Source organism: Pseudomonas sp. R3.Fl (assembly GCF_023516765.1).
Classification (GTDB): domain Bacteria; phylum Pseudomonadota; class Gammaproteobacteria; order Pseudomonadales; family Pseudomonadaceae; genus Pseudomonas; species Pseudomonas citronellolis.
The window spans coordinates 4,488,416-4,501,368 of record NZ_JAMGSO010000001.1 but is presented as its reverse complement, the minus strand read 5'-3'; the positions used below and the strand labels follow the sequence as shown (position 1 = coordinate 4,501,368).

Below are 12,953 nucleotides of genomic sequence, written 5' to 3'. Positions count from 1 at the left end.
GCGCCCTAGTCCACCCGGAAGCCCGCCAACTGCTGCTGTTGCTCGACCGCCAGGCGCGCCAGCTCCAGGCTCGCCGCGGCGCTCTGCTCGGCGTTCTCCACCACGCTCTGGATGCTGTCGTTGAGCTGGGTGATGTTCTGGCTGATCTCATGGGCCACCGCCGTCTGCTCCTCGGTGGCGGTGGAAATCTGCGCGTTGCCGTCGGCGATGCGGTCGATGGCATTGGCGATGTGCCGCAGCGCCTCGCCGGACTCGCGCGAATGCCGCACGCTGTCCCCGGCCCGCTCGCGGGATTCCTGCATCACGCCCACCGCCTGGCGCGCGCCGCTCTGCAGCGAATCGATCATGCCGCGGATCGACTCGGTGGCCTTCTGCGTGTTGCTCGCCAGGCTGCGCACCTCGTCGGCCACCACGGCGAACCCGCGCCCGGCCTCGCCGGCCCGCGCCGCCTCGATGGCGGCGTTGAGCGCCAGCAGGTTGGTCTGCTCGGCGATGCTCTGGATCACCCCCAGCACGCTGCCGATCTCGTCGCTCTGGCTGTGCAGGCGGTCGATCACCTCGGCGCTCTCCTGCACCGCCTGCGACAGACGCTCGATGGCGCCCAGGTTGGCCTCCACCAGCTCGGTGCCCTGATGCGCCTCGCGGCGCACGTCCTCGGCCACCCGCGCCATGTCCAGGGCGTTCTCCGCCACCTGCTGCACCGCGGCGCTCATCTCGTGCACGGCGGTGGCGACCATGGCGGTCTGGTCGCCCTGGCCGTTGGCGGCATCGCTGACCTGGGCGCTGATGGCGCTCATCTCCTCCGACGCGCTGGCCAGCTGCACCGAGGCGCCGCCCAGGTGGCGGATCAGCCGCTGGAAGTGTTCGAGCATGGTGTTGAAGGCCTGGGCGGTCTGCGCCAGCTCGTCGCGGCCCACGGCCTCGGCGCGCAGGCTCAGGTCGGAATTGCGCTGCACCGTGGCGATGGTCCGGCCCAGTTGTTCCAGCGGGCGGTTGATCGAGCGGCTGACCAGCAGGCTGAACAGCAGCATGCCGACCAGCACCACCACGGCGATGGCCACGAAGCTGGCCTTCATCGCCTGGTAACGCGCGGTGGAGGCCTGGCTCAGCCTTTCGCCCTCGCGGACCTGCAGCTGGGCCAGCTCCTCCAGCGCATCCCCCAGCGGGTCGAAGGCCGCATACAGGCGCCGGATGAAGCCGGCGTCGCTCTCGCCGCGCAGGCTGCCGTCGGTCTGCGCCTGCAGCGCGTCCACCAGCTTGTCCACCGCGGCCATGCGCGCGCGGATGCCGGCCACCATCTGCTGCTCGGCATCGGTCATCTTGCTGTCCTGCACCAGGCGCCAGGAGTCCGCGATGGTCTTGCGCGCCCCGCCGATGGCGCCGCGCAAATCGTCCACGTCGATCACCCCGGAGCGGTACTTGTGCAGCGCATCCACCATGTTCACCGCATAGGCGTTGGAGATCAGGTTGAGCCGGTTCACCGGGCGCATGCGGTCGTTGAACAGCTCGTCGAAATCATCGTTGAGCCGGTCGGCGTTGTACGCCGCCAGCGCCATCACCCCGGCCAGCACCAGCAGGGGCAGGAACGCCAGCGACAGCAGGCGGGTACGTACGCGGATCTGGTTGAGCATCGCATCTCTCCTGGGCTGCTCGAACTCGTGCGCGGACCGCACAACCGCGATCCGCTCGTCTCGGCGAATGGATCGGCCCACCCGGGAGGAACTGGACCTGAGGATTGAGTAGGAAAAATCCCGCCATTTCGAGAGATGCGTCCCAGGAAAGGGCTGCTAGGGTGAAAGAAACCCCACGCCCGGAGGCCGGATGCTCCGCCACGCCCTCGCCCTGCTCCTGCTGCTGGCCAGCCTCGGCGCCAACGCCGACCAGCCGGCGCAACCCGGCTTCGTCTACCTCGACCAGGTGCTGCAGCACGCCCATTACGAAGCGCGCTACTACAGCGGCGACAACTTCGTCGGCAGCCGCATCGACGGCTACGAAAGCCCACGGGTGATCCTCACGAAGGAAGCGGCCACGGCCCTGGCCGAGGTGGAACGCGACGTCGCCCTGAGCGGCCTGCAACTGAAACTCTTCGACGGCTACCGCCCGCAACGCGCCGTGGCCCACTTCCAGCGCTGGGCCGCAGACCTGGCCGACACCCGCACCAAGGACCGCTACTACCCGCACCTGGACAAGGCGGCACTGTTCCGCGACGGCTACATCGCCAAGAAATCCGCCCACTGCCGCGGCAGCACGGTGGACCTCACACTGGTCGATGCCAGGACCGGCCAGGAACTGGACATGGGCAGCCACTTCGACTTCTTCGGCCCCATCTCCCACCACGGCACCAACCTGATCACCGTGCAACAGACGCGCAACCGCGAAACCCTGCGCAGCGCCATGCAACGCCACGGCTTCGAACCCTACGCCAACGAGTGGTGGCACTACACGTTGAAGCAAGAGCCCTACCCCAACACCGCCTTCGACTTCCCCGTGAAATAGCTAGCGCACGCTTTTCGTAGGAGCGAGGGGGACGCCTAGTTCTTGCTCACGAACCGCCCAAACTCCGCAATCACCGGATAACACGTTCGCGAGCAAGCTCGCTCCTACAGTCAACCCCTCAACCAGGACACCCCATGACCCAGCCCCCACCTTCGACGGCCAACGCTGGAGCAACGCCGAAGCCGACCGCCACCTGATCTTCCGCAACTGGCTGCGCAGCCATCCGCATACCAGCACCTCAAGGAACGGCTCGCCGAGCAGTTCGCTACCGACCGCAAGGCCTACAAGCAAGGCAAGGACGAGCTAGTGGCACGGATACTGGGCAAGGCCCTGCACCAACGACAGGCACAGGGCAGCGACTCAGGCGGGCGGGTACAGGGAGCCAGAACGTAGGATGGGTTGAGCGCAGCGATACCCATGCGGCCGACGTTCTTGTTGATGCCGCAGAGTTGCGCAGCCCTGCGTACCGCCAGACTCTGGACCAGAGTCTCGGGATAGGCTTGCCAGAGGTGAGGTTTTCGCAGTCGCGCCATCGGTGTGCCCGTCGCTCGATATGTAAACGCTCAGCAGCCCGTGAGAAGCGTAGTTCTTCGGCCGCGACCAGGAAGCAGCGCAAGTGCCGAAGCTCCATGTCTCACCTCACCGCGTCCCGGACAAATGGCGCCGAAGAAATGGCCCCGTCACGGATTCCGGATCGCTGATCATCGCTGCGGGCAAACCCTCGAAAATGATCCGCCCGCCTTGCTTGCCTGCTCCCGGCCCCATCTCGATCAACCAGTCGGCATGAGCCATGACATCCAGGTTGTGCTCAACCACGATGACGGTGGCGCCTCGCTGCGTGAGACCGTCGAGAATGGCAAGCAGCCGATCGACATCAGACATATGCAGACCGGATGTAGGCTCGTCGAAGACGTACAGGCTGCCTTCCTCCGCCAATCTGGACGCCAGTTTCAAACGCTGGCGTTCGCCGCCGGACAGGGTGCTCAAGCGCTGTCCCAGCGTCAGATAGCCCAGCCCCACTTTGGAGAGCCGCTGCAAGGGTTCGGAAATGTCCCGGCAGGACTGGAAATGCCGCAGCGCCTGCTCCACCGATAAGGCCAGAACCTGGGCGATATTGCAGCCCAGCCAGGTGATCGCGCGTGCCGCCTCGTTGAACCCCGTGGCGCCACAGGCATCGCACGGCGTTTCCACGCTGTCCATGAAAGCAAGGTCGGTCTGGACCAGCCCCAGGCCCTTGCAGGCCGGACAAGCGCCCTGGGCATTGCTGCTGAACAGGCTGGCGGGTTGGCCGCTGGGCTTCGCAAAGCCCGCGCGAATCTCGTCGAGCACGCAGACGTAGCTTGCCACCGACGAACGCCGCGTTCCTCCCAGGCCTTTCTGATCGATCAGGATGGCCTGCGGGCAATGGCGCGGCAGCAGGCGGTTGACGAGCGTGCTTTTACCGGAGCCGGCAACGCCCGTCACTACGCTCAGCACGCCCGTGGGTATGGATACGCTGACATCGCGCAGGTTGTGCAGCGAAAGGCCATGCAAGGCGATCTGCCCCGTCGGCGCGCGCGGCTCGCGTTTCAGGGGGGTGGCCCGTCGCAGGTAACGCCCCGTCAGGGTATCGGCCTGCCGCAGACCTGCGTAGTCGCCCTGGTACACCACCTGGCCGCCATCCTTCCCGGCGCCAGGCCCCATGTCCACCACATGGTCGGCAATGGCGATGACGTCCGGGTCGTGCTCCACCACCAGGACGGTGTTGCCCTTGTCGCGTAGTCCACGCAGCAAGGTGTTGAGTTGGTGGACATCGCGCGGATGCAACCCCACGCTGGGCTCGTCGAAGATGTAGGCGATGTCGGCCAGGCTGCTGCCCAGGTGGCGAACCATCTTCACGCGCTGGGATTCCCCACCCGACAAACTGGCGGTCTCCCGGCCCAGGCTGAGGTAGTCCAGGCCGATGGCGCGCATCTGTTCCAGTCTTTCGACGATGGCTGCCAGCACCGTCGCAACGGATTCGGCGCCGATCGTCCGGATGAAGGCCAACAGGTCGGCAATCTCCAGGCTGGCGCAGTCCGCGATGGACTTGCCGTTGATCTTGCAGGACAGGATGGCCGGATTGAGCCGCGCGCCCCCACAGTCCGGGCAGCGCTGGCGTGTGATGACGCGGGCAAGCCCCTCGCGCTCGGCGGGGGTCAGGCGGCTGGGCTCATGGTCCAGATAGGCGCGCCGAAAGCGCGGAACAACACCCTGAAACCGCGCCGATGACGGCCATCCGGGCAGCGGACTGCTCACGGCAAGATCGTCGGCATACAGCAGCGTCTGCCATTCGTCCGGGCTGTAGTCGGCCAGCGGCTTGTCACAATCGAACAGGCCGGAGCAGGCATAGCGTTTCCAGCGGAACGTGCCGCGGGCAAATGTGGGGAATCGGATCGCCCCCTGGTTCAGGGACTTGCTGCAGTCGAACAGAAGGTCAAGGCCCAGCTCGTCCACCCAGCCCAGCCCCTGGCAGGTCGGGCACATCCCCTGCGGGTGATTGAACGAGAACACATTCGAGTAGCCCACGAAAGGCTGGCCCAGGCGCGAGAACAGCAGCCGCAGCAACGGCTGTATGTCGGTGGCCGTCCCTACCGTCGAGCGCGCATTGCCGCCCAGCGGTTTCTGATCGACCACGATGGATGCTGGCAGATTGCGCAAGGCGTCGGCCTGCGGCTGGCCGTAGTGCGGCAGTCGGTGTCGCACGAAGGCGCTGTGGCTTTCGTTGAGCTGGCGCTGGGACTCGGCCGCGATCGTGTCGAACACCAGTGAGGACTTCCCCGAGCCGGATACGCCGGTGAACACCGTAAGGCAGTGCTTGGGAACCTTCAGGGTGACGCTGCACAGGTTATTGTTGCGCGCGCCGATGATCTCCATGTCGCGGTACGGGGTGTGTACGGGGCTCATGGGCGCGTTTCCTGTTCGGCGTCATGCGCGGTCAATGCCGCGCTGACCTTCTCGCAAAGCTCCGTAAACATGGCCTGCTCACCGGGCGTCAGCGCGGCCATGGCGCACTGTGCCGCGTCGCGCCTGCCTGTGGCGGCGCGCACGAGGAAGTCGCGCCCTCGCCGCGTCAACGCGGTGACCTGCTCGCGACGGTCCCCGTCGCCCTGCATTTGCTCCACCAACTTGAGGTCCTTGAGCACGCGCAGGGACTTGGAGATGCCGGTACGCGCCGCGCCCAGCTTGTCACCCAGCAGCGAGGGTGTCATGGGGCCTTGCAGGCGCAGCAGTTCCAGAATGTCGTACTGGGCCCAACTCACCGCCTCGGGCGTGTAGCGGGTGCGTCGCGCCACGAGGATGCACTGGAGGTGCGAGAGTGCATTCTCCAGAGCACCGGGTTCTTCGTCAGGCTGAACTGTGGTCATGGAAATACAACAAGTTGCTTTAATGCAACTTTACTCAAGTGGATTCAGGTATATTTTACACATATGATTTCTATATGGAAATCATATGTGTAATCTGTGCTGCCTCCCCAACTGCCAAGAAACCACGCCATCGCGCACTGGGGCGGCAGCTTGCCGCCCCGGTCGCTACTCGATCGCCGGCTTCCGCGGTGCCTTCCATAGCCCTTCGGCCACGCGCTCCACAGGGATCGAGCCTGGTGCGCTACAACACCGGTGTCATCGGTATCGTTCTGCTGAACAATTACTCTACTGCCGAAGATTGAGGAGACCTCATCGCTGTCGCCCGTCAGGTTGCGGAGAAGGCCGGCATCACCACTGCCGACTTCAGCACAAGCGCCACCGAATCAAGGAACAAAGGAAGAAGCCCTAACAACGACGATGAACCTGCGCACCGGCCCGAACGTCGAACGACAGCCCCTCAGCCAGGACACCCCATGACCCAGCCCCCCACCTTCGACGGCCAACGCTGGAGCAACGCCGAAGCCGACCGCATCGAACTGGCAGAAGCCAACCCGGACTGGCCCCGGCGCTTCGCCGAGGAAGCCGATGCCATCGCCACCGCCCTGTCCCTGCCCGGCCTGAAGATCGAACACTTCGGCAGCACGGCGGTGCCCGGCCTGAAGGCCAAGCCGATCATCGACATCCTCCTGCTCCCCCCGCCCGACGCCGACTGGCAAAGCCTGGTCGCCCCGCTGGAAGCCCTCGGCTACCAATACTGGCGCGACAACCCGGCGCCGCAGCGGATGTTCTTCGTCAAGGGCATGCCGCCCCAGGGCCAGGGCAGAACCCACCACGTCCACGTCATGAACCTGGCCGACGCCGACCGCCACCTGATCTTCCGCAACTGGCTGCGCAACCATCCGCAGGACGCGGCGGAATACCAACGCCTCAAGGAACAACTGGCAGAACGCTTCCCCACCGACCGCGAGGCCTACACGCAAGGCAAGGACGAGTTGGTGGCCCGGATACTGGGCAAGGCCCTGCAAGAGGGCCGCGACTCAGGTGGACCGGTACAGGGAGCCAGAACGTAGGATGGGTTGAGCGCAGCGATACCCATGCGGTCACGGTGATGGGTATCGCTACGCTCAACGCCATCCTACGCAGTGCAATGCCTGCGGGTTCGCCACTAGAATCCGCCCATCCCCCAGGACTCGGTGAACCTCATGAAGAAATGGATTCTGCTGATCGCCCTCGCCCTGCTCGCCTGGCAGTACATGGACAACCCGTCCTGGCAGAACCATTTCTCCCGCTCAAAGCCGGCCCCGATGAGCGTCGCGGATGATGCCGACGAACCGACCACCGACCTGATGCCGCCGGCGGCAAGCACCACACCCGCCAGCCCTGCTCTCAATGTCCGCTGCGATGGCCGCAAGTACTGCTCGCAAATGACCTCCTGCGCCGAGGCCAAGGCGTTTCTACGCAGTTGTCCGGGGATGAAGATGGATGGGGACGGGGATGGGATTCCCTGTGAGGAACAGTGGTGCAGGATGTAGCGTGATTGGGCCGGGCAACCAACGCCAGGCCGGGGCGTGAACCCATGCCGCCAATGATGGGTATCGCTGCGCTCAACGCCATCCTACGGGTGCGGCAGCCAAACGTTCGTTCCCAGCCGGCCTCCTTACGAGTCGGATGAGCCCGCGCACGCCCCAGGAGAGGAGCTTCGATCAGCCCTCTCCTCTTCATAGCCAGGGCTCGTCTGGCCAATCTCTGGCATTACCTCCCCCGTCAAAATCCACCAGCGAAACTGAGGAAATACCTTGGCGATGGCCAGGATTTCCTCTTCCTTGATCTCCCGGTTTTTCGAAGGGTTCTTCAGGTTGCTCCAGGTGTACCGGCTAATGCCTGTCATTTCCTCAAGCTTGGGGAGGCGTATGTCTGTCCACGAGAGAATGGTTATGACGCGCTCTTTGATCATAAGAAATTCATCTATATAAGCTATAGCCAAAATGACTCAAGCCAAATAAGATCAATTTCGACTAGAGCTAAATTGACTCGAGTTAAATCAAAACACCACCTCGCATAGTGCAGTAAAGGCTGAGCATGTGGAAGTACTCACAGCCTGGTCGCACTAGGCATCTCACGGATGAAATTCGCGATGATCAAATTCGACGCTTCTACTGCCATGGCTATGTTGGGCAAGACCATCGATGTGGACGTTCCCCTGCATGAGGCACCCTACCGGGAAAGCTACCGCGTGCGCATCGTAGGGGTAGCACTGACGCTGGAGGATGAACGCCCCTACTTCCTGGTCCGCGATCCAAAAGACCCACGACGTTTTCCGGAAGAATTGCTATGGAGCGATATCCACAGCCTGCAAGTAATCGACGACGAGACGCCAGCCAGCGAAACCTGAAAGTTATCGCAGCGAAGACAGAATAATCGGAGGGAAGTGGCGGAAGGCAGTGAGAGTCGAACTCACCCAGGAACGGCTGCCGTCCCCCACCGGGTTTGAAGCCCGGCCACGCCACCGGGCGTGATTGCCTTCCGTGTTGGCTTGCGCCTTTGCGCCAGAGAGTGGCGCTTGGATGTTGCCATCTTTGTGTCGACGCTGGCCACAGCCTGCGGTTGTCATACCTCCGAATTTTCCGTGGCCTGCAGCGCCAACGCCGAATCCTCCCGAACCCTCCGCTCATTGCCGAACCGCCGGGTAAAGCCGATGCGGTCGAAGTATTCCAGTAGCTGGATGCTGCGCTTGCGGCCTATGCCGATGCGGTCGCGGAAGGCGGCGGCACGGATCAGGCCTTGTTCGGCGTGGAGTTGCAGGGCTTGTCGGGCCAGTTGGCGGAGGGTTTCGTCGGGGTAGAACAGGTCTTTCACCACCTGGTGCAGTTGGCCGAGGCGGGCGAGTTTGCGCAGCAGCAGGCGCATGGCGGCTTCGTCGACCTGCAGTTCGCGGGCCAGGTCGCGGGTCCAGGGCGGGTCGTAGGCGCCGGCTTGCAGCAGGGGGCGGATGCGTTCGCGCAGGGCTTCGTCTTCGGCGCCCAGCTGTACGCGGTGGTTCGGCAGGTGCAGCCAGGGGCCGCTGCTTTCCACGGTTTTGCTGGCCAGGGCCTGTTCCAGCAGGGCGATGAAGATCGGGCGTTCCAGTTGCGCGAAGGCGTAGCGGCGCAGGCGGTCGCGGTCGGGGCCGAGTTCGTCGGGTTGTTCGGCGTGGAAGCGGGCCAGGGCTTGCAGCAGGTGTTCGCCCAGGGCTTGCCAGCGTTCGGCGGTGAACAGGCGCGGGCCGCCGCGGGTGGGGATTTCCACCAGTTCGGCGGGCAATTGCCAGCTTGCCCGGGGGCGGTTGAACTGGCGGGCCAGCAGTTTGGGGTCCAGGCCGTTGTCGGCGTGTTGCAGCAGCACCGGCAGGGCCTGTTCCAGGCCTTCGCCGCGCAGGGCCTGGAGTTGTGCCAGACGCTCCGGGCTGCGGCGGTTGCGGGCCGGGGCGAAGGGGTCGAGCACGCGGCCGCCGCCGAGGGTGCGTTGGGCGGATTGGTCGCGCAGCACCAGGCGGTCGCCGTGCACGGTTTGCACGGGAGCGTTCAGCACGAGCTGCGCGAAGGCTCTTTCGCCCGGCGCCAGGCGTTCGTCTTCCAGCAGGGCGACGCGGCCGGTCACGTCCTGGGCGCCCAGGTGCACGTGCAGCGGCGCCCAGTGGGCCAGGGCGCGGGGTTCGCCGGGGAGCAGTTGCAGGTTGATGTCGATGCGGGTGGTGGGCGCGTGCAGTTCCGGCGCCAGCAGCCAGTCGCCGCGCTTCACCTGGTCCGGGCCCAGGCGTTCGCCGGCGATGTTGACCGCCACCCGCTGGCCGGCGTGGGCCTGCTCGGCGGCACGGTTCTGGGCGTGCAGGCCGCGCACGCGCACCGGGCGGCCGGCGTTGCCTAGAAGGAGTTCGTCGCCCACCTTCACGCTGCCGGAGAAGGCCGTGCCGGTGACCACCAGGCCGGCGCCGCTGACGCTGAAGGCGCGGTCCACGGCCAGGCGGAAGCCTCCTTGGCTGGAGCGCTCATGGACCTCGCGGGCGGCCTTGGCCAGGACCTGGCGCAGGGCGTCCACGCCCTCCCCCGTGACGCTGGAAACCGGGTAGATCGGCGCGCCGGCCAGCGGCCCAACAGCCAGCAGGCTTTCCACTTCGGCGCGGGCCTCGGCCAGGCGCTGCGGGCTGACGCGGTCGGCCTTGCTCAGGGCCACCAGGGCGCGGGGGATGCCGAGCAGTTCGACGATGGCCAGGTGCTCGCGGGTCTGCGGCATCACGCCGTCGTCGGCGGCCACCACCAGCAGCACCAGGTCGATGCCGCTGGCGCCGGCCAGCATGTTGTGGACGAAGCGCTCGTGGCCGGGCACGTCGATGAAGCCGGTCAGCGCGCCGTCGCCGAGGTCGGCGTAGACGTAGCCCAGGTCGATGGTGATGCCGCGTTCGCGCTCGGCCGGGCGGCGGTCGCCTTCCACGCCGGTGAGCGCGCGCAGCAGGGCGGTCTTGCCGTGGTCGATGTGCCCGGCGGTGCCGACGATCAAGCCTCGCCCTCCGCCAGCAGCGGCAGTTGCGCGAGGAAGGCGGCCTCGTCGTCGAGCTGGCGCAGGTCGAGCCACAGGGTGTCGTCGTCGATGCGCCCGAGCACCGGGATCGGCAGGCCGCGCAGGCGTTCTTCCAGTTCGCGCAGGGCGCGGCCGCGCAGGCGTTTGTTGCTTTGCGGACGCAGCGCCAGGGCGGCGCTGGGCAGACGCGCCACCGGCTGGGCGCCGCTGCCGATCATGCCCAGGGCGGCTTCCGCGCTCACCGCCCAGTTGGCGCCCAGTTGTACGGCGAGCAGCGGTGCCAGGCGCGCGGCCTGGGCCTGGATGTCGGCTTGCGGGCGGCTGAGCAGGCGCAGGGTGGTGAGGCGTTCGGCCAGCCGGTCGGGGTCGCGGTACAGGCCGAGCACGGCTTCCAGCGCGGCGAGGGTCAGCTTGTCCACGCGCAGGGCGCGCTTGAGCGGGTTCTTCTTGATCCGCCCGATGAGTTCCCTGCTGCCGAGGATGAGCCCGGCCTGGGGGCCGCCGAGGAGTTTGTCGCCGCTGAAGGTGACGATGTCGGCGCCGTCCTTCAGGGCTTCCTGCACGGTCGGTTCCTTGGGCAGGCCCCAGCGCGTCAGGTCGACCAGGGTGCCGCTGCCCAGGTCTTCCAGCAGCGGCAGGCCGTGGGCGTGGGCGATGCCGGCGAGGTCGCGGGTGGCGACGCTGGCGGTAAAGCCCTGCACGCTGTAGTTGCTGGTGTGCACGCGCATGAGCAGGCCCGAGCGCGGGCCGATGGCGGCTTCGTAGTCCTTGGCGTGGGTGCGGTTGGTGGTGCCGACCTCGACCAGTTTCACCCCGGCGCGGGCCATGATGTCGGGGATGCGGAAGGCGCCGCCGATCTCGATCAGTTCGCCGCGGGAGATGATGCCTTCCTTGCGCGCGCCCAGGCTGTTGAGCGCCAGCAGCACGGCGGCGGCGTTGTTGTTGACCACGGTGACCGCCTCGGCGCCGGTCAGCTCGCGGATCAGCCCGGTGATGAGGTCGTCGCGGTCGCCGCGCCTGCCGCTGGCCAGGTCGAATTCCAGGTTGAGCGGGTAGCGCGCAGCCATTGTGATGGCTTCGATGGCTTCTTCCGGCAGCAGGGCGCGGCCGAGGTTGGTGTGCAGCACGGTGCCGGTGAGGTTGAACACCCGCCGCACACGGCTGGCGTGGTGCGCGGCCAGGCGTTCGCCGGCGCGGCCGGCGAGCACCGCTTCGCTCAGTTCCACGGCGGCGAGCTGGCCGTGGCGGGCCGGCTCGCGCAGTTCGTCGAGCAGGTCGCGCAGGGTGCCGAGCAGGGCTTCGCGGCCGTAGCGCTGTTGCAGGGGAGCGCAGGCCGGGCTGCGCAGCAGGCGGTCGATGGAGGGCAGGCGGGCGGAGGTCATGCGCGGTCCTGTCTGGTGCTTCGAGGGTTGGGGAGGCGATGGGTATCGTCGCGGGCTCCTCAACCCATCCTACGGGGGTCTGGATGCAGTCTAGGTCAGTCTGCGCCGCCGGGTGACAGCAGCAGGTTGGGCGCGCTGCGCAGGTAGCCTTCCTCGGCCAGGCGGATGTCCAGGGCCAGGCTGGCGAGGTCGTCGGCCTGGGGCTCGGCGGCTTCGTCGTGCTCCAGGTAGCACTGCTTGAGGTAGGCCTGGCAGTTGGGGCAGACCTCGGCGCGCAGCGGGGCATGGATGACCTCGCGGCTGTCGCTCTGCTCCGACAGGTAGAACAGGCCCTTGCTCTGTCGGCAGTGGCTGCACTTGATGCGCACGTAGTGCCACTGGCAGGAGCACAGCGAGCAGGCCAGGTAGCGCAGGCCGTTGTACTTGCCGCGATTGTGGATGACGCCGGCCACCGGCGGCGAGCCGCAGGCCGGGCAGAGGGTCTGTTCCTCGCGCTCGCTGAGCAGGCCTTCGGGCAGGCGCAGCAGCCAGTGGCTGAAGGCGACCTGCAGGGTGGCGCCGAGGAAGGGCACCAGGGCCGCCGGCAACAGGTCGAACTGACCGTTGAGCAGGGCCAGGGCCCAGGCCTTGCGCTGGCCGGCGTCGGCCTTGCGCAGTTGCTGCAGGGCATCGGCGATGGGGCTGGCCGGGCTGGTGGCGAAGGCCTGCAGCAGCGGGTCGAGCAGCGCCAGCCAGGCGCCTTCGCGCACCAGCACTTCGAAGCCCAGCGGCGGCATGCCGTGTTCGACGCTGCGGCGCAGGGCGGCTTCGTCGGGCATGGGCAGCGGCGGTGGGTTGTCGAGCAGGTGTTGCTGGATGTCGCACAACTCGGCCAGCAGGCTCAGGTAGTCGCCCAGGGGGTGGCCTTCGGCGAGCTGGCGCAGGCGCTGGCCACGCAGGGTGAAGAGCTGTGGCGCGGGCAGCTTGAGGAACGGGGGGATGTTGGCGGCGGCTTCGATCTGGCCGGGTTCGAGGATTTGGCCTGGCACGCAGGACTCCTTTGCGATGGGCTTTGGAGAGGGAGTGAAGGCCGAGCCCTGGGCCGGCGTGGGTTCCCTCTCCCTAACCCTCTCCCTGAAGGGAGAGGGGATTGTTC

At 66.6% G+C, this 12,953-nt stretch carries 11 protein-coding genes, 1 tRNA gene and 1 pseudogene; 4 read left to right on the top strand and 9 right to left on the bottom strand.

Annotated features, from left to right (window positions below; translation table 11 throughout):
• Positions 1-5 precede the first annotated feature (5 nt).
• Complete coding sequence (locus M8R19_RS19735; protein ID WP_074982850.1) at positions 6-1,631, bottom strand: methyl-accepting chemotaxis protein; 1,626 nt, start codon at positions 1,629-1,631, stop codon at positions 6-8.
• 190 nt (positions 1,632-1,821) lie between these two features.
• Here M8R19_RS19735 and M8R19_RS19730 point away from each other — a divergent pair, with 190 nt between their 5' ends.
• Positions 1,822-2,496 carry a M15 family metallopeptidase gene (locus M8R19_RS19730; RefSeq protein WP_083426807.1) on the top strand — a complete coding sequence of 225 codons (675 nt, stop codon included), beginning with the start codon at positions 1,822-1,824 and terminating at the stop codon, positions 2,494-2,496.
• Between the two features lie 544 nt (positions 2,497-3,040).
• On the opposite strand, the pseudogene M8R19_RS33305 reads toward M8R19_RS19730, so the two are convergent.
• The 3 genes and pseudogenes from M8R19_RS33305 to M8R19_RS19715 all read right to left on the bottom strand — a co-directional run.
• Positions 3,041-3,127, bottom strand: a pseudogene (locus M8R19_RS33305) (LysR family transcriptional regulator); the annotation flags it as partial.
• A gap of 8 nt (positions 3,128-3,135) precedes the next feature.
• Complete coding sequence (locus tag M8R19_RS19720) at positions 3,136-5,421, bottom strand: ATP-binding cassette domain-containing protein (protein ID WP_249918677.1); 2,286 nt, start codon at positions 5,419-5,421, stop codon at positions 3,136-3,138.
• On the bottom strand, positions 5,418-5,882 hold the full coding sequence (locus tag M8R19_RS19715) for a MarR family winged helix-turn-helix transcriptional regulator (RefSeq protein WP_074982848.1): 465 nt from the start codon (positions 5,880-5,882) through the stop codon (positions 5,418-5,420). Before M8R19_RS19715 ends, M8R19_RS19720 begins: the two co-directional genes overlap by 4 nt.
• Before the next feature lie 473 nt (positions 5,883-6,355).
• Here M8R19_RS19715 and M8R19_RS19710 point away from each other — a divergent pair, with 473 nt between their 5' ends.
• Together M8R19_RS19710 and M8R19_RS19705 are read left to right on the top strand one after the other, a co-directional pair.
• Positions 6,356-6,952: a GrpB family protein gene (locus M8R19_RS19710; RefSeq protein ID WP_249918676.1), complete on the top strand. Its 597-nt coding sequence runs from the start codon at positions 6,356-6,358 to the stop codon at positions 6,950-6,952.
• 132 nt (positions 6,953-7,084) lie between these two features.
• Positions 7,085-7,414 (top strand): excalibur calcium-binding domain-containing protein, encoded by a 330-nt coding sequence (locus M8R19_RS19705; RefSeq protein ID WP_249918675.1) that lies wholly within the window; start codon positions 7,085-7,087, stop codon positions 7,412-7,414.
• A gap of 125 nt (positions 7,415-7,539) precedes the next feature.
• Here M8R19_RS19705 and M8R19_RS19700 read toward each other — a convergent pair whose 3' ends face one another.
• Entirely contained in the window at positions 7,540-7,836 is a 297-nt protein-coding gene (locus M8R19_RS19700; protein ID WP_249918674.1) for an XRE family transcriptional regulator, read from the bottom strand.
• A 180-nt stretch (positions 7,837-8,016) separates the two neighbouring features.
• Here M8R19_RS19700 and M8R19_RS19695 point away from each other — a divergent pair, with 180 nt between their 5' ends.
• A complete protein-coding gene (locus tag M8R19_RS19695) occupies positions 8,017-8,274 on the top strand; it encodes a hypothetical protein (RefSeq protein WP_074982844.1) in 258 nt (85 codons plus the stop codon).
• Between the two features lie 37 nt (positions 8,275-8,311).
• On the opposite strand, the gene M8R19_RS19690 is transcribed toward M8R19_RS19695, so the two are convergent.
• The 4 genes from M8R19_RS19690 to fdhE form a co-directional block, all read right to left on the bottom strand.
• Positions 8,312-8,407 (bottom strand) — tRNA-Sec (locus M8R19_RS19690).
• 82 nt (positions 8,408-8,489) lie between these two features.
• On the bottom strand, positions 8,490-10,415 hold the full coding sequence (gene selB / locus M8R19_RS19685) for a selenocysteine-specific translation elongation factor (RefSeq protein ID WP_249918673.1): 1,926 nt from the start codon (positions 10,413-10,415) through the stop codon (positions 8,490-8,492).
• Positions 10,412-11,818 carry an L-seryl-tRNA(Sec) selenium transferase gene (gene selA, locus M8R19_RS19680; RefSeq protein ID WP_249918672.1) on the bottom strand — a complete coding sequence of 469 codons (1,407 nt, stop codon included), beginning with the start codon at positions 11,816-11,818 and terminating at the stop codon, positions 10,412-10,414. Before selA ends, selB begins: the two co-directional genes overlap by 4 nt.
• A gap of 95 nt (positions 11,819-11,913) precedes the next feature.
• Positions 11,914-12,846: a formate dehydrogenase accessory protein FdhE gene (fdhE, locus tag M8R19_RS19675; RefSeq protein ID WP_249918671.1), complete on the bottom strand. Its 933-nt coding sequence runs from the start codon at positions 12,844-12,846 to the stop codon at positions 11,914-11,916.
• Positions 12,847-12,953 lie beyond the last annotated feature (107 nt).

Excerpts from the sequence above, each read along its gene's own strand:
- M8R19_RS19735 (WP_074982850.1), bottom strand. The coding sequence starts at position 1,631 with ATGCTCAACCAGATCCGCGTACGTACCCGCCTGCTGTCGCTGGCGTTC.
- M8R19_RS19730 (WP_083426807.1), top strand. The coding sequence starts at position 1,822 with ATGCTCCGCCACGCCCTCGCCCTGCTCCTGCTGCTGGCCAGCCTCGGC.
- M8R19_RS19720 (WP_249918677.1), bottom strand. The coding sequence starts at position 5,421 with ATGAGCCCCGTACACACCCCGTACCGCGACATGGAGATCATCGGCGCG.
- M8R19_RS19695 (WP_074982844.1), top strand. The coding sequence starts at position 8,017 with ATGATCAAATTCGACGCTTCTACTGCCATGGCTATGTTGGGCAAGACC.
- M8R19_RS19715 (WP_074982848.1), bottom strand. The coding sequence starts at position 5,882 with ATGACCACAGTTCAGCCTGACGAAGAACCCGGTGCTCTGGAGAATGCA.
- M8R19_RS19705 (WP_249918675.1), top strand. The coding sequence starts at position 7,085 with ATGAAGAAATGGATTCTGCTGATCGCCCTCGCCCTGCTCGCCTGGCAG.
- M8R19_RS19710 (WP_249918676.1), top strand. The coding sequence starts at position 6,356 with ATGACCCAGCCCCCCACCTTCGACGGCCAACGCTGGAGCAACGCCGAA.
- M8R19_RS19700 (WP_249918674.1), bottom strand. The coding sequence starts at position 7,836 with ATGATCAAAGAGCGCGTCATAACCATTCTCTCGTGGACAGACATACGC.
- selA (WP_249918672.1), bottom strand. The coding sequence starts at position 11,818 with ATGACCTCCGCCCGCCTGCCCTCCATCGACCGCCTGCTGCGCAGCCCG.